15 protein-coding genes are annotated in these 15,047 nt (G+C 39.1%); 3 read left to right on the top strand and 12 right to left on the bottom strand.

Going from position 1 to position 15,047, the window contains the following annotated elements:
• The first annotated feature begins 101 nt into the window (after positions 1-101).
• Complete coding sequence (uvrA, locus tag ACJJVZ_RS05340; RefSeq protein WP_405598729.1) at positions 102-2,927, top strand: excinuclease ABC subunit UvrA; 2,826 nt, start codon at positions 102-104, stop codon at positions 2,925-2,927.
• Positions 2,928-3,084: 157 nt separating this feature from the next.
• On the opposite strand, the gene trpS is transcribed toward uvrA, so the two are convergent.
• From trpS to rpe, 3 genes are read right to left on the bottom strand one after another with little or no spacing between them, the layout of a single operon-like run.
• A complete protein-coding gene (trpS, locus tag ACJJVZ_RS05335) occupies positions 3,085-4,089 on the bottom strand; it encodes a tryptophan--tRNA ligase (protein ID WP_193156184.1) in 1,005 nt (334 codons plus the stop codon).
• Positions 4,090-4,121: 32 nt separating this feature from the next.
• Entirely contained in the window at positions 4,122-4,787 is a 666-nt protein-coding gene (locus ACJJVZ_RS05330) for a phosphoglycolate phosphatase (protein WP_405598726.1), read from the bottom strand.
• Complete coding sequence (gene rpe, locus ACJJVZ_RS05325) at positions 4,787-5,470, bottom strand: ribulose-phosphate 3-epimerase (RefSeq protein ID WP_405598723.1); 684 nt, start codon at positions 5,468-5,470, stop codon at positions 4,787-4,789. The genes ACJJVZ_RS05330 and rpe overlap by 1 nt, the downstream gene beginning before the upstream one ends.
• Positions 5,471-5,685: 215 nt before the next feature.
• Between rpe and ACJJVZ_RS05320 the strand changes: the two genes are divergently transcribed.
• Positions 5,686-5,967, top strand: coding sequence for a hypothetical protein (locus ACJJVZ_RS05320; protein ID WP_405598721.1), 282 nt, complete (start codon positions 5,686-5,688; stop codon positions 5,965-5,967).
• Positions 5,967-6,152: a DUF2970 domain-containing protein gene (locus ACJJVZ_RS05315; RefSeq protein ID WP_182701811.1), complete on the top strand. Its 186-nt coding sequence runs from the start codon at positions 5,967-5,969 to the stop codon at positions 6,150-6,152. The genes ACJJVZ_RS05320 and ACJJVZ_RS05315 overlap by 1 nt, the downstream gene beginning before the upstream one ends.
• Here ACJJVZ_RS05315 and ACJJVZ_RS05310 read toward each other — a convergent pair.
• The 9 genes from ACJJVZ_RS05310 to ACJJVZ_RS05270 form a co-directional block, all read right to left on the bottom strand.
• The gene (locus ACJJVZ_RS05310; protein ID WP_077536190.1) at positions 6,115-6,966 is read right to left on the bottom strand and encodes a Dam family site-specific DNA-(adenine-N6)-methyltransferase; all 852 of its coding nucleotides are present in this window, start codon (positions 6,964-6,966) and stop codon (positions 6,115-6,117) included. The two genes, ACJJVZ_RS05315 and ACJJVZ_RS05310, sit on opposite strands and share 38 nt — an antisense overlap.
• Positions 6,967-7,020: 54 nt before the next feature.
• Entirely contained in the window at positions 7,021-8,376 is a 1,356-nt protein-coding gene (locus ACJJVZ_RS05305; protein WP_405598717.1) for an SPOR domain-containing protein, read from the bottom strand.
• Positions 8,377-9,447 carry a 3-dehydroquinate synthase gene (aroB, locus tag ACJJVZ_RS05300; protein ID WP_405598715.1) on the bottom strand — a complete coding sequence of 357 codons (1,071 nt, stop codon included), beginning with the start codon at positions 9,445-9,447 and terminating at the stop codon, positions 8,377-8,379.
• Positions 9,448-9,474: 27 nt separating this feature from the next.
• Positions 9,475-9,993: a shikimate kinase AroK gene (gene aroK, locus ACJJVZ_RS05295; protein ID WP_006793103.1), complete on the bottom strand. Its 519-nt coding sequence runs from the start codon at positions 9,991-9,993 to the stop codon at positions 9,475-9,477.
• A gap of 184 nt (positions 9,994-10,177) precedes the next feature.
• The gene (locus ACJJVZ_RS05290; RefSeq protein WP_405598713.1) at positions 10,178-12,271 is read right to left on the bottom strand and encodes a type IV pilus secretin PilQ; all 2,094 of its coding nucleotides are present in this window, start codon (positions 12,269-12,271) and stop codon (positions 10,178-10,180) included.
• Entirely contained in the window at positions 12,258-12,794 is a 537-nt protein-coding gene (locus tag ACJJVZ_RS05285; protein WP_138584628.1) for a pilus assembly protein PilP, read from the bottom strand. Before ACJJVZ_RS05285 ends, ACJJVZ_RS05290 begins: the two co-directional genes overlap by 14 nt.
• Positions 12,791-13,396, bottom strand: a complete 606-nt coding sequence (locus tag ACJJVZ_RS05280) for a type 4a pilus biogenesis protein PilO (protein ID WP_077536199.1) — start codon at positions 13,394-13,396, stop codon at positions 12,791-12,793. Before ACJJVZ_RS05280 ends, ACJJVZ_RS05285 begins: the two co-directional genes overlap by 4 nt.
• On the bottom strand, positions 13,386-13,958 hold the full coding sequence (locus ACJJVZ_RS05275; RefSeq protein ID WP_077536201.1) for a PilN domain-containing protein: 573 nt from the start codon (positions 13,956-13,958) through the stop codon (positions 13,386-13,388). Before ACJJVZ_RS05275 ends, ACJJVZ_RS05280 begins: the two co-directional genes overlap by 11 nt.
• Positions 13,946-15,025 (bottom strand): pilus assembly protein PilM, encoded by a 1,080-nt coding sequence (locus ACJJVZ_RS05270; RefSeq protein WP_405598709.1) that lies wholly within the window; start codon positions 15,023-15,025, stop codon positions 13,946-13,948. Before ACJJVZ_RS05270 ends, ACJJVZ_RS05275 begins: the two co-directional genes overlap by 13 nt.
• Positions 15,026-15,047 lie beyond the last annotated feature (22 nt).

Genomic DNA, 15,047 nt, shown 5'->3' with positions numbered 1-15,047 from the left:
ATTAATCGCCTATAAGTAAGGATTTTTTCATTGATCAAGGATTAATATTGCTTCGTATTATGCGATACTGAGTAAATAATTTTGGTAATAAACGAGATAGCATGGAAAACATTGAAGTCCGAGGCGCCCGCACGCACAATTTAAAAGACATCAGCCTAACCATCCCACGTGATAAATTAATAGTTATTACTGGCCTATCTGGTTCGGGGAAGTCATCACTTGCATTTGATACACTTTATGCAGAAGGGCAACGCCGGTATGTTGAATCACTCTCTGCGTATGCAAGGCAATTTTTATCGCTTATGGAAAAGCCTGATGTCGATCACATCGAAGGCCTCTCTCCTGCCATTTCTATTGAGCAAAAATCAACGTCTCATAATCCACGCTCAACCGTGGGTACTATTACCGAAATTTACGATTATTTACGACTCATGTTTGCCCGCGTTGGCGAACCACGATGTCCTACGCATGATTTACCACTTGCTGCGCAAACAGTGAGCCAAATGGTCGATAGCGTTTTGGCACTGCCTGAAGGCAGTAAATTAATGCTGCTTGCGCCTATAGTAAAAGAGCGTAAAGGTGAGCATGTTAAGTTATTAGAACAGCTATCAAGCCAAGGTTACATTCGCGCCCGTATAGATGGTGAAGTATGTGACTTATCTGATCCACCAACCCTTGAGCTTCATAAAAAACATACCATTGAAGTGGTTGTAGACCGTTTTAAAGTAAAAGATGGCTTACAACAACGCCTAGCAGAATCGTTCGAAACCGCACTTGAAATGTCTAATGGCGTTGCACATGTAGCATATATGGATGATAGCAGCGCTGAAGAAATTCTATTTTCAGCAAATTTTGCCTGCCCTACTTGTGGCTATGCAATGACTGAACTAGAACCGCGTTTGTTTTCGTTTAACAACCCTGCTGGTGCGTGCCAAACCTGTGATGGTTTAGGTGTACGCCAATATTTTGATCCTAATCGTGTAGTGCACAATCCTGAGCTCAGCCTTGCTGGCGGTGCAATTAAAGGCTGGGATAAACGCAGCTTTTATTACTATCAAATGCTACAAGCCGTTGCGGATCATTATAGTTTTGATTTAGATGTGCCTTATCAAGATTTAGACAGCGACTCGAAAAAAATTATTTTAGATGGCTCTGGTAGCACTAAAATTGCGTTTAATTACCGTAACGACCGTGGCGATTTAATTACGCGTAACCATGAGTTTGAAGGCGTTTTAAACAACATGAATCGTCGCTACCGCGAGACCGAGTCAAACTCTGTACGCGAAGAACTTGCTAAATACCAAACAAGCCAAGCGTGCCCTGGCTGTCATGGTTCACGTTTACGCGAAGAATCTCGAAATGTATTTATTGGGCAAACCAACTTACCTGCAATCACGTGCATGAGTATTGGTGAAGCCATGAGCTTTTTTGAAGGGTTAACACTCACCGGACAAAAAGGCCAAATTGCTGAAAAAATATTAAAAGAAATTCGCGACCGTTTATCGTTTTTAATTAATGTTGGCCTAAATTACTTATCACTTGAGCGAAGCGCCGACACTCTATCGGGCGGTGAAGCACAGCGTATCCGCTTAGCGAGCCAAATTGGTGCTGGCCTTGTAGGCGTAATGTACGTACTAGATGAACCATCTATTGGATTACACCAACGCGATAACGACCGCTTATTACAAACACTGGTCCATTTGCGCGACTTAGGTAACACCGTTATTGTGGTAGAGCACGATGAAGATGCTATTCGTGCCGCTGACCATATTATTGATATTGGCCCAGGCGCGGGCGTTCATGGTGGGCATATTATTGCTCAAGGTACACGCGACGATATTTTAGCAAGCAAAGAGTCTGTTACGGGCCAATTTTTATCAGGCGTACGTAAAATAGAAATACCAAAAGAACGCCACCCAACGAACGAAAAATGGCTAGAGCTATTTGGCGCTACAGGGAACAACCTCAGAAGTGTGGATTTAAAAATTCCATTTGGTTTAATGACCTGTGTTACCGGTGTATCAGGCTCGGGCAAATCAACGCTAATAAACGACACTTTATTTAAACTTGCTCATACAGAGCTAAATGGCGCAACCACTGCCGAAGCTGCACCGTATAAATCAATTAGTGGTTTGGATCATTTTGATAAAGTAATCGATATAGATCAAAGCCCAATTGGTCGTACTCCGCGTTCAAACCCGGCAACCTACACTGGTATATTTACCGGTATTCGCGAGTTATTTGCAGGTACGCAAGAAGCGCGCTCACGTGGCTACAAAGTGGGCCGCTTTAGCTTTAACGTTAAAGGCGGACGCTGTGAAGCGTGCCAAGGCGACGGCTTAATTAAAGTTGAAATGCACTTTTTACCTGATGTATATGTACCGTGTGACGTATGTAAGAGTAAGCGCTATAACCGCGAAACACTCGAAGTACAATACAAAGGTAAAAACATACACCAAGTGCTTGAGATGACTGTTGAAGACGCCCATGATTACTTTGATAAAATACCGGCTATTGCCCGTAAGCTTAAAACGCTGATGGACGTTGGTTTGTCGTATGTCCGTTTAGGTCAAGCCGCTACTACTCTCTCTGGTGGTGAGGCGCAACGTGTAAAATTAGCGCGCGAGCTATCAAAGCGTGATACCGGTAAAACACTCTATATATTGGACGAGCCAACAACAGGCTTACACTTTGCTGATATTGAACAGCTGCTTGTTGTGCTTCATCGCTTGCGCGATCACGGCAATACAATTGTGGTTATTGAGCACAATCTTGATGTTATTAAAACAGCAGACTGGGTTATCGATTTAGGACCTGAAGGCGGTGCTGGCGGTGGTGAAATACTCATTGCAGGTACACCAGAAGAAGTAGCCGAATGTGAGCGTTCACATACAGGACATTACTTAAAACCTCTCTTAAGTAAATAGAGGTTTTACTTACCATAAAGAAAGTCGGTGTTGAGTACTCTAGAGTTATAAAGTGGCGGGCAAATAAGCTTCTATATAAATATAATTCTATTAATCCGTATCATATAAAAAATGCCGCTTAATAAAGCGGCATTTTTTGTTTTTAAACTTATATAATTTAACCGCGAGGTATAAAACCAAGCGCATCGTATACCGACTTCAGTGTTTTCTCAGCGTGTACACTGGCTTTTTCAGCACCTGATTTCATTATGCTATCAAGTAGGTTTTGATCTTCTCTGATCTCTTTAAAACGTGCTTGAATCGGCTCAATCATGTTGACAACTGCATCAGCTGTATCTTTCTTTAAGTGGCCATACATTTTATCTTCATACTCAGGCACTAAGTCTTCAATTGAGCGCTTAGTTGCAACACTCAATAAAGTAAGCAAGTTTGACACACCTGGCTTTTCTGCGCGATCGAAGTAAATGCGCGCTTGCTCATCTGAATCAGTTACTGCTTTTTTAAGCTTTTTCACAATTTGTTTAGGCTCATCTAATAACATGATGTAACCATTTGGGTTTTCGTCAGACTTAGACATCTTTTTAAGTGGATCTTGCAAGCTCATTACGCGTGCACCAAACTGTGGAATGTACGGCTCTGGTAATTTAAATACGTCACCGTATAAATTATTAAAGCGTGTTGCTATATCGCGAGTCAGCTCTAAATGCTGCTTTTGATCATCCCCTACAGGTACTTGGTCAGCTTGGTATAATAAAATATCCGCAGCTTGCAATACTGGGTATGAAAATAAGCCCACGTTTACATTATTTGCATGCTTAGATGACTTATCTTTAAACTGAGTCATTCGATTAAGCTCGCCCATCTGCGCGTAACAATTTAATACCCACGCTAACTGTGCGTGCTCAGGTACTTGCGACTGTACAAATAACGCAGATTTTTCAGGATCAATGCCACATGCCGCGTATAGAGCAATACCATCCAACACACGAGAGCGCAGTAATTCAGGCTCTTGGCGAACCGTAATAGCGTGTAAGTCTACTAACATAAAGAAACTTTCGTGGTCTTCCTGTAACTTTAGCCACTGGTTAATAGCGCCAACATAGTTGCCTATTGTCATACCACCGGTTGGCTGAATGCCGCTTAAAACTACTGGTTTACTCATGATTTTCCTTTATTTTGCTTAATGAATAATATTTAACGCTGCGTTAGAACAGGTATTATATCTAAGAAGTTATCGCATAGGTACTGCGGATTATAATCCTCAAGATTTTCGCCTTGATTATAGCCGTAACTAAGTGCAATTACGTCTATATTAGCGGCTTTAGCGGCGAGTATATCGCTTTTTGAATCGCCTATCATTATGGCTTTATTGGGTTCAACATTTAGCTTTTTGCAAGCAAAAAGCAATGGTTCCGGCGATGGTTTTTTTGCCATATCATCACCGCAAATAATCACATCAAAGTGGCTTGTTAGCGCTAGTTTATCAAGTAGCTTTTCTGTAAATATACGGGCTTTATTTGTAATTAACGCTTTTGGCATACCACGAAGTGCCGCAAGGCCTGTTTCTACATGTTGGTACAGCAAGCTGTATTCACCAACTTGCTGCTCATAGTGCATATAAAACTGCGTTATTGCTTTGCTACTAAGTGCTTCATCTATATGTTCGCTAACTTGTATATCACCGCTTAAAGCGCGTTTTACTAGTACTTCAATACCATTGCCTACCCAGCTTTCAACTAAGCGCTGACTAACAATAGGAAAAGCGAGTTCACTCAAGGTAAGATTAAGGGCAATGTATAAATCATAAACGCTATCAACCAAGGTTCCATCTAAATCAAATAAAGCGACATCGTACTTCATTATTTAACACTTCCGAGCTGCTCACGCATTTGATCTATCACTTCTTTGTAATCTGGTTGATTAAAAATAGCAGAACCCGCAACAAACATATCCGCCCCCGCAGCTGCTGCAGCTGCAATATTATCCACTTTAATGCCACCATCCACTTCTAAACGAATTTCACAACCTGATTCAACAATTCGTTGTTTGGTTTGGCGTAGTTTTTCAAGCGTGTGAGGTATAAAACTTTGCCCGCCAAATCCTGGGTTTACCGACATAAGTAAAATGACATCGAGTTTATCAATAACATGATCCAAATAACTTAAGCTGGTTGCAGGGTTAAATACTAAGCCCGCTTTACAACCATGATCTTTTATTAGCTGGATGGTGCGATCAACATGCTCACTCGCCTCTGGATGAAACGTGATAATTGAAGCACCCGCTTGTGCAAACTGGGGAATAAGGCTGTCGACTGGTTTCACCATTAAATGTACGTCGATGGGTGCTGCAATACCGTAATCTCTAAGTGCTTTACATACCATAGGGCCAATAGTTAGATTAGGTACATAATGATTATCCATTACATCAAAGTGCACTACATCGGCACCGGCTGCCAAGACTTTGTCGACGTCTTCACCTAGTTTTGCAAAATCAGCAGAGAGAATTGAAGGGGCTATCAAGTATTTTTGTTCTGGAGTAAACATAGTAAATCCATCAATGAATCATTTATTCCATAATGTAACTTAATTTGTGATGTTACCCAAGTTACTACAACAAAATAGTCGTAGCTTTAAAGTTAATTATTTAAAAGTTAAGTTATTATTTTATATAATTATTACCTATATTCAGTTAAATTTAAGTTTGTTATTTAATCAATTTTTGTTATGCTTAAAAAAGTAACAAATTATTAGGTTATATTATGCGGGCTTTTAAAATTGGGATATTAATTGCATCGGCAATACTATTTATTGGGGCGTTTAGTTTTGCTTCAGATAACGAGCAAGAACTCAGCTCTGTAGGTAGCTGCCAGCATCAAAAAACTGTAAATGCTTGTATCAAAATAGAAGATGACTCATCTTGGTTTTCTTGGGTTACCGGTGATAGCCGAAGTGCTCAGTTTCATTACCTTGATTTGTTAGAACTACTTACCAGCAACGAAGACTCTAAAAACACCTCATCTTTAAAACCATTGTTTAAATAATGCTGCATTTTTTTAGCGCTATACAGAGTGTGTTAGCAGCATTTTTTGGTGTTCAATCTGAAAATAAGCGCCAAACAGATTTCAAACAACACTCCCTATTTTCAATTGCAATAATCGCTATTATTTTCTTTATTCTATTTGTTATCGCTATTTATGCCGTGGTCGTTCTGGTGCTAAATACATAGCCATCAGCTCATTGACTTTATTACGAGATCCCCCTTTAGGACTAATAGTACGCTTTACTTGAATTTGCTCAAGAGATGCTTGACTGTAAATTTTGCGAGTCCAGACAGTATCGTGGTTCGAAATAAGTACGGGGGTATTATTTTCAAATGCAGCTTGTTCAGCTAAATTAGCCAAATTAGCTTGATCATCTAAATTGAAACCGCCTTTAGCATAAGATGTAAACGACGCTGTTTTGCTTAATGGTACATAGGGTGGATCGCAATATATAACGGCATTTTCGGGCACCAGTTTAAACACATCATCGTAACCTAAACACGTAAAGGTAGCTTGCTGCGCTTTTTCGGCAAAAAAGTACATTTCTTTTTCAGGGAAGTAAGGCTTTTTATATTTTCCAAAAGGTACATTAAAAATACCTTTTAAGTTATATCGACAAAGGCCATTATAACCAAAACGGTTCATGTATAAGAACAGCATTGATCGCTCATAAACATCGCGGCTTTGATTGAACTGCACACGATACTCATAGTAAGCGTCGGGGTGATTATTTAAATCTACAAATAGCTTTTTAGCATCACTGATAAACTCATCAGGAGAGTCTCTCAGTTCTTTATATAAGTTGATTAAATCAGCATTAATATCATTAAGAATATAGTGTTTAAAATTGCTATTTAAAAAAACTGAGCCCGCGCCAACAAAAGGTTCAACCAAAGTATCAGCATGCTTAGTTGCTTGCTTTAATCGCGCGTTAATATCATCAACTAGACTGTATTTTCCGCCAGCCCATTTAAGGAAGGCTCTACTCTTTTGCTGCATTGGGCTCTTTACTTCAATTCGGTGTTGCGAGATTTTACACTAAAGTCGTTTAATTTACTGATCTAGTAGTGCAATTTCTTGTTTTATTTTATTAATTCTCTTATAGAAAGGTTTATTCTTTAAAATACCTATTGGCAAATTTTTCATCGCTAAGGTCGCATCGCTTAAGTTTTCGAAACTGCCGTATGTTATTACCCACCAAACTTTATTATTTCTTTTTGTTTGATAAATATGCACCGTATTCTGTAGCTTATATTGAGCAATAAATTGATTACTCACTTGTTGCTGCGTAACTGCTAATAACTGAATAACAATATTAGCTTCTGGTTGCTTGAGGTACCATTGTTTTTCACTTTCGGGCTGACTAGTCTTATTAGTAATTTGTTTGCTGACTTTTGCAAGCGGTTCAATAACAGGAGTCGATGCTCTGTCATTGCCTGCGACTACATCAACGTTCTCTTTAGGCTTTGTGAGGCTTTGCATTATTGCCGGCACATCATTATGAAGAGGCTTACTCTCAGCAATGTTTGATTCAGCAATTACTTCGCCAGCACTGAGAGTAGAGCTATTAGATGTAGAGAAAGCGCTTTTTACATTATCTTTTTCTAGCGACGATTCGGTAATCTGCTTTACAGAAATTGCAGTGGTACTAACCTCAACCTGCTCTTGCTGATAGTATTGTTGCCACCATTGAGTCATGTCTGATTTATATAAAAAACCTATAATTAAGAACATGAGGATCAACATCAAAATAAGCAAATGCAAACGCCAAGATACCTTGTCTTTTACAACAACATCGGCAACGTGATCATTAGCTTGCCATGCAAGTAATAAACTTGGATTTCCGTGTGCCTCAGTTAAAAATGCTTGGAATACGGGATCTTCATCATAAGGAAGGTCCTTAAAATACCATCCCATTAATTGCTTACTCTCACTCAGCGTTAGCGGCTCTAAATAAATTTCTACCGCATTATTCAAAGGTAACTTTGATGATGATGCAAGCATGATGTATAAAGTACTTGGGCTATTTTTTGCAAGTAATTCTAATTCAGACAAAAATTCTTCAGATAGATTTCGGCCGCCATCAAGCACCCATAAACAGGGATCACATGATTGCTGTTGTGATAGCTGGTAAAAATTTTCAGATAAAGTTAAGTTATGATCAACTAAAGGGGTCTTAAAACTTTGCTCTAACAAATTACTCATTAATTGAGTGTCAGTCATTTTTGCACTTGTCTGCACAAAAACTTTATTAAACTCGGTATATTTATCAGTAATGAAAGTTTCGAGCATATAACTTTTACCAAGCCCTGAAGTGCCCAATAAAACAATGAGGTTTTGCCCGTATTCAAATTGCAGTGCGATTCTATCCACCAAAGCAGCACGGCTTGGTAAAATTTGTAGCTGCATTTATTGCTCGATTAAGTCTCGAACTTGGTCGTCAGATACATCATCAACTAATGCACATTGGCCAAATTGGGTGGGTAAAATAAAACGAATCGTTCCTTTTTTATTCTTTTTATCTTTACGCATGTGCGTTAGAAATTGCTCGCTTGTCATTTTTGTAGGTATTTTGGTTGGTAAGTTATACTGTGCAATCACATCAATAATACGTGTTACTTCGTCCGCACTCAAATCTTCACGCGCATTCGCCAGCTTAGCCGCAAGCACCATCCCAGTAGCAACAGCTTCTCCGTGTAACCAAACACCGTACCCCATTTGCGCTTCAATCGCATGAGCAAATGTGTGGCCTAAGTTGAGTAGCGCTCGTAAACCATGTTCTTTTTCATCTTGAGCAACAATTAATGCTTTAATTTCACAACACCTAAAAATAATATGTTGCAAACAAACTTCATCTAATTGCTGTAAACCTGCCACATGTTGCTCTAAATAACTAAATAGATCGGTGTCGTAAATCAAACCATATTTAATTACTTCAGCCATACCAGCAGCAAATTCTCTAGCAGGTAACGTATGTAGTGATTGTGTATCGATAAAAACAGCTTGTGGCTGATAAAATGCCCCTATCATATTTTTACCTAGAGGATGATTTACAGCGGTTTTACCACCTACTGATGAATCAACTTGCGATAATAACGTTGTGGGTATTTGAATAAACGGCACACCACGCTGATAACATGCAGCAACAAAGCCGGTTAAATCACCAACAACACCACCGCCCAATGCAATTAAGCACGTATCTCGGCCGCAATTGTTTTGAAGTAAAAAGGCAGATATTTTTTCAAACCATTCTAATGATTTATACTGTTCGCCATCAGGAATGATAAAAGAAAGTGGATTTAGCTCAGCTAATGAATCAAGTAGCTTTTGTAAATATAAAGGCGCTATTGTGTCATTAGTAATGATGATAGGCCGACAATCACCAATGTGGTGGACTAGGCGGCCATTATCTTGAAGTGCAGATTTACCAATGTATATAGGGTAACTTCGCTCGTCCAAATTAACAGTTAATTCAAGCATGCTCCGTTATTCCTTTATTATTAGTTTTTAAAAATCTAGTTTCTCGATGATTTGGTTAGCAACAACTTTAGCGCTTTGCTCATCAGTGCGTACAACAAAATCTGCCACTTCTTTATATAACGGTTCGCGTTCTTCTGCTAAGCGCTCTAATACATCACGAGGTGCTTCTTCTGTTTGCAGTAACGGGCGACGCTTGTCGCGTTGTGTGCGTGCAACTTGTTTTTCAATCGGTGTCTCTAGGTATACAACGATACCTCGAGCCGAAAGCTTGTTTCGAACTTCTTTACTCATTACTGAACCACCACCGGTAGCAAGTACAATACCTTGCATTTCCGTTAAGTCGCCAATAACAGATTCTTCACGAAGTCTAAAGCCTTCTTCACCTTCAAGATCAAACACCCATGCAATATCTGCACCTGTTCGGCGTTCGATTTCTTGATCAGAATCAACAAATTCAAGGTGTAATTGATCGGCAATGTGACGACCAATTGTGCTTTTTCCAGCCCCCATGGGGCCAATTAGAAATATATTACGTTTCTCAGCCATATCTTTTAGTACAAACGAACTCTAAAATTTGAAATAAAACCCCGCCTAACGACCTGGCCCCAAAATTAAGGAGGGGATTATCTCAGTAATTGCAGGGGCATTTCAAGTCAATTAGCATAAAAAGCTATATAACGAGCAATTAATCTAAATAATTACCCGTTGGTTAACAAAAAACTATCTTATTTTAATCAATTTGTATTTTTGGAGTCACGAAAATCAGTAATTCACGCTTTTCGTTAAACTCACTGGTACTCTTAAACAACCTTCCTAAATATGGAATATCGCCTAAAATTGGTACTTTTTTAGTCGAATTTATAATTTGTTGTTGAAAAATTCCACCAAGTACGACTGTTTGGCCATTTTCAACAAGCACTTGTGTTTCTATTTGTTGAGTATCAATAGCAACAGCAGGGCCAGTTCCAGTTTGAACTGTATCCCCTCGTGTATCTTGAGTGATAATTAAATCTAAAATGACTTTATTGTCAGGTGTAATATGTGGTGTTACTTGCAAACTTAGCACTGCTTTTTTAAAGCTCACCGTTGTCGCACCACTTGAAGCCGATTCAACGTAAGGGATTTCAGTCCCCTGCTCTATACGTGCTTGTTGTTGATTTGCTGTAGTGATACGAGGACTCGCGATAATTTCGCCTTTATTTTCTTCCTCAAGTGCAGTTAACTCTAAATCAATCAATGTCCCATTGGCAAGCTTCGCAATATGCATACCTATACTTGCTGACGCATTTGCAACGGGTAAGTTTACATTTAATCTATCTGATATAGCTGGGATAACACCATTAGAAATTGTGTTAGCCCCTTCCAATGTGCCCGATATACCATCACTACCTTGCTGATCACTAAAGCCCAAAATCACACCTAAGTCTTCTTTTACGTTATCGCGCACTGTGACCATGCGGGCTTCTATTACAACCTGCTTAACTGCTATATCGAGGGTTTCGACCATCCGGCGCACACTTTCAATGCTTTTTGCGGTGTCCTTTATCAATAATGTATTCGTGCGCTTATCAACAGAAACACTTCCCCGTTGAGTGATGATACTATTGGTATCTGTTTTTAGTAGATCGGCAAACTCCTCAGCTTTAGCATAATTTAGACGAATATACTCGCTATATAGCGGCTCTAAATTTTCAACATCTTGCTTTGCCTTTAAATCTTTTGCCTCTCGCGCCGCTAGTTCCTCTGAGGGAGCAACCATTAATATAGAGCCATCCATGCGCTTATCAAGCCCTTTAATACGAAGCACTACATCAAGCGCCTGATCCCATGGCACACCATCCAATCGCAGCGTAATATTGCCTGTCACTGAGTCACTGGTCACTAAATTAAAGTTATTGTAGCCTGCTATAATTTGTAACACAGCTCGAACAGAAATATCTTGAAAATTTAAGGTCATTGGGCGACCTTGATACTCTTTACCTCCATCTAAATAAGCATTTTGAGCATCGTCTTTTTCTACTGTTAATGTAAAAATATTATCTATTTGTTGATAAGTGAAAGTGAATGCTGCATTTGGCTCAATAACTATTTGGGTTAGACCCTCTTTTTTAAATGTTTCTATTTTACTGACAATCGTTCCAAAATCGAGCACGTCTAGCTCATACAGTAAATCATCTAAAATATCAGTATGGTGAAAGTCAGCGATAATTTTACCGCCACTTTCATGTACCTCTATTGCCGCTTGAGTATCTTGTAAAAAAACAAGCACCTTCGCTTCACCTTTTTCACCTCGACGGAAATCTATCGATTGAACGCGGTTAATATAATTACCCGCTATTTCTTGAGAGTTAGTATTTTCACCTTCAACAATATGCTCTGTTAATGGATTATCAGAAACCCGTAAAGAAACAAGATTGTTATGGATTTGTGTTTCATAAATTTTCAAACGCTCAAGATTGACGATAACTTTTAAGCCATTACTTGTTAGCGCGCTAGTAACACTCTTGATGCCCGCTTGATTAACCGGTACATTTTCTAACCCCTCCTCCAAGTGAGCAGCACTGAATAACATTTCTATACGTGCCGGATTATTAAAAACTTGGATTTTAGGCTCTTGAATTAATTCTTCGTCAAATACCAGCTGTAACTCAGTTTCACCTTTAAGCAGTGGGTTATAACGAACATCATAAAGTAACGGTGTTGCGATAGCGGAGTTAGCTGTAAACACACTCACGATAACAAATAAAATTATCGAGATGCGGTTAAGCCAAGGAACATCCTTATGCATGCTGTTTTTACCTTTTTTCTTATTAATTTGCGCCATCAATTGCCGCCTCTAACATTTCCAATTTCGTCAGGCGCTCTTTCCAACAACCAGACCCATCAGGGATTAATTCTACAAGCTCTATATAGTCATTCGTTACTAATCTTACCTTTCCATCATAACTGCCTAAATGGTTGCCAACGGTTACCCGGTGCAAAGTGGCGTCAGCAGCAGTAATAAGTGCCCATACTTGTTCAGCTGATCCGATTGTGCCTTTCATTGCCAAATTATCCAACGGGTATTTTTCCAGCACTTCGCGTGTACGCTCTGGATCTGGATGCAAACAGTTTTTAATTTGTGTTAGTTTATTTTGAATAATCTCTGGTTGCGGTGCTACAAAAGGGCTTCGCAATTGTTTTGCGTTATATTCAAAATGTTCAAATTTTAATAATTCAGGAATTGAGTCAACTTTAGGCGTTGTACTCGCTTTAACTTGGTCAATAAATTCTTTTTGCTCAGATATGTCATCGTTACACCCGCATAGCACAAGGGCCAGTACTGAAGTTAAAAACAAGCGCTTCATTTTTGCAGACCTTCTTCATAACGATATGTTTTTGCCACTACGCTAAATGTTAACTGTTTTTCACCTGATGATGAAATAGAAAAGTCGTGCAAACTAACAATACGGGGGAGTTGCGCTACTTTACCGACAAATTCACCAAACTCATGATAGGTTCCTACCACTTCTATCTTTATTGGTAATTCAGTATAGAATTCTTTTTCAACTTCAGGTAACCACCCTATTTTTAAGAATGTTAAGCCACTAGTTGTTCCTACATACGACAAATCATCTAATAAACCAGGGGTTTCATTTGAAGTAGGTAAGCGCTTTAATAATTTAGAAAATTTATCTTCCATTTCAAGCATTTGTTGACGATAAATATCAAGTTTACTGCCCACTGCATACTTTGTACGGTAAGTCGTTCGTAACTCAACTTCTTTTGCAACAGCATTGTGATAACTATTAATTTCATCAGAAACCAATAAGCTATAGCTAAAAAACAACACAAGGCTCGCAATAAATGTGCAGCAAATGGCCTTAACTGCGATAGGCCATTCACTGATGTTATCAAGCTCTATTTCATTCCAATCAATATCATTAAGTGCTTTAAAATCAAGGTTCATTGTTAACTTCACCAATTTTATTGAATGGTTTTACATAAAATTCCATATTAAAGTCACTCAGTAGGCTCGATGATTTATTACCAGCAACAATACCTTGCATTGATGGTCGTTCTAATAGGTAGGAGCTTTGTACTTGGCGAAGCATAGTCGACAAACGATTATTAGATTCGCTACGCCCTAAAACATGAATTTGGTTACCTCTGCGCTCTAGCTTTGTAAAGTAAACGCCCGCCGGGACAATTTTTGCCACCTCATCCATGATTTGAGTCCCTAAATTACGACTACTTTGTAGCTCTTCTATTAAACGCATTCTTTGTTGTAAGTTCTCTTTTTTCTTATCTAAGTCTCTAATATCAGTGATTCTTTTATCAAGTTTGTTAATCTCTGCACTAAGATAACTATTCTTTAAATTTTGCCCATCTTTTAAAGCTCCATAAAATGAACTCAACAAATACATGCTCGCAAAACATACAATGACAATGGCAATTAAAATGGTGACAAATTTCTTCTTTGACTCTTGGCGCTGTTCCTCACGCCAAGGCAGTAAATTTATATGTGGCACGATGAAAACCCTCTCAATGCCAATCCTGTAGCAATTGCAAATTGCGTTTTATGTCGCTGCATTACATTACGATCAACCTTAGGAGATATTTCCATATTATCAAAAGGTTCAACAACCACAGAGTGGATACCCAGCTCTTCAATTAACAGACGATCGACTCCCTTAATCATGGCAGTACCTCCTGTTAAAACAATATAATCAACTTGATCTTTACCGCTGGTTGTTAAAAACATTTGCACGGCTCTGCGTACTTGTTGAAGTAACGAGGTCTGAAATGGCGCAAGTACTTCGAAAGTATAATTTGGAGGCAAATCGCCCGTTGTTTTGCCAATTTCAGCTTCATCAAAACCTTTATCATAATAAGCAACAATGCTGTTTGTGTATTGATCGCCGCCAAACATTTGATCTCGGGTGTATATGGTCTCTCCTGCTTGTACAATACTTACAAGCATAAGCACCGCACCAATATCAACAACAGCTACGCATTTATTAAATGCATCACTAGGTAATTGCTGATAATAAACATCCATTGAGCGACTAAGCGCGTAACTTTCTACGTCTACAACCTTCGCTTCTAAATTTGCAACCTCAAGCGCACCAACACGGGCTTCCACACTTTCTGTCCGCGCAGCTGAAAGTAGTACGTTCATCTTACTCGGATCGGCTTCGTTTATTGAGAGCTTTTCAAAATCAAGATTTACTTCATCGAGGGGGTAAGGAATTAAACTGTCGGCTTCAATTTCTATTTGCGACTCCAATTCAGCATCGGTTAATGACACATCCATAAAAATCACTTTTGTGATAACAGTTTGGCCTGAAACAGCAACAGCGGCAAATTTTAACGATCTTGGTAGTTTTCTTTTCAACTTAATAATTACATTGCCAATCGCTTCAATATCTTGAATGGCGCGTTCACTCATTGCACCTTTTGGCATTGGCTCAATGGCAAGCGCCTCTAGCCGAAATCCAGTTTCAATTTCACTTAAAAGTACCGCCTTAATGGAATGCGATCCAATATCAATTCCGACCATCATAGTCGACGGTTTTTGAAATAGTTGACTTAGCATGTTTGCAACTTGACCTTTGTTT

Origin of the sequence: Pseudoalteromonas sp. Ld19, from assembly GCF_045064135.1 — a bacterium.
In the GTDB taxonomy this organism is placed as follows: Bacteria; Pseudomonadota; Gammaproteobacteria; order Enterobacterales; family Alteromonadaceae; genus Pseudoalteromonas; species Pseudoalteromonas aliena.
Note: the sequence above shows the minus strand (reverse complement) of the source record. Positions and strands in the feature narration are given on the sequence as shown.

What these genes read in the sequence shown, in the direction of transcription:
- uvrA (WP_405598729.1), top strand. Translation starts at nt 102, where the DNA reads ATGGAAAACATTGAAGTCCGAGGCGCCCGCACGCACAATTTAAAAGAC.
- trpS (WP_193156184.1), bottom strand. Translation starts at nt 4,089, where the DNA reads ATGAGTAAACCAGTAGTTTTAAGCGGCATTCAGCCAACCGGTGGTATG.
- ACJJVZ_RS05330 (WP_405598726.1), bottom strand. Translation starts at nt 4,787, where the DNA reads ATGAAGTACGATGTCGCTTTATTTGATTTAGATGGAACCTTGGTTGAT.
- rpe (WP_405598723.1), bottom strand. Translation starts at nt 5,470, where the DNA reads ATGTTTACTCCAGAACAAAAATACTTGATAGCCCCTTCAATTCTCTCT.
- ACJJVZ_RS05320 (WP_405598721.1), top strand. Translation starts at nt 5,686, where the DNA reads ATGCGGGCTTTTAAAATTGGGATATTAATTGCATCGGCAATACTATTT.
- ACJJVZ_RS05315 (WP_182701811.1), top strand. Translation starts at nt 5,967, where the DNA reads ATGCTGCATTTTTTTAGCGCTATACAGAGTGTGTTAGCAGCATTTTTT.
- ACJJVZ_RS05310 (WP_077536190.1), bottom strand. Translation starts at nt 6,966, where the DNA reads ATGCAGCAAAAGAGTAGAGCCTTCCTTAAATGGGCTGGCGGAAAATAC.
- ACJJVZ_RS05305 (WP_405598717.1), bottom strand. Translation starts at nt 8,376, where the DNA reads ATGCAGCTACAAATTTTACCAAGCCGTGCTGCTTTGGTGGATAGAATC.
- aroB (WP_405598715.1), bottom strand. Translation starts at nt 9,447, where the DNA reads ATGCTTGAATTAACTGTTAATTTGGACGAGCGAAGTTACCCTATATAC.
- aroK (WP_006793103.1), bottom strand. Translation starts at nt 9,993, where the DNA reads ATGGCTGAGAAACGTAATATATTTCTAATTGGCCCCATGGGGGCTGGA.
- ACJJVZ_RS05290 (WP_405598713.1), bottom strand. Translation starts at nt 12,271, where the DNA reads ATGGCGCAAATTAATAAGAAAAAAGGTAAAAACAGCATGCATAAGGAT.
- ACJJVZ_RS05285 (WP_138584628.1), bottom strand. Translation starts at nt 12,794, where the DNA reads ATGAAGCGCTTGTTTTTAACTTCAGTACTGGCCCTTGTGCTATGCGGG.
- ACJJVZ_RS05280 (WP_077536199.1), bottom strand. Translation starts at nt 13,396, where the DNA reads ATGAACCTTGATTTTAAAGCACTTAATGATATTGATTGGAATGAAATA.
- ACJJVZ_RS05270 (WP_405598709.1), bottom strand. Translation starts at nt 15,025, where the DNA reads ATGCTAAGTCAACTATTTCAAAAACCGTCGACTATGATGGTCGGAATT.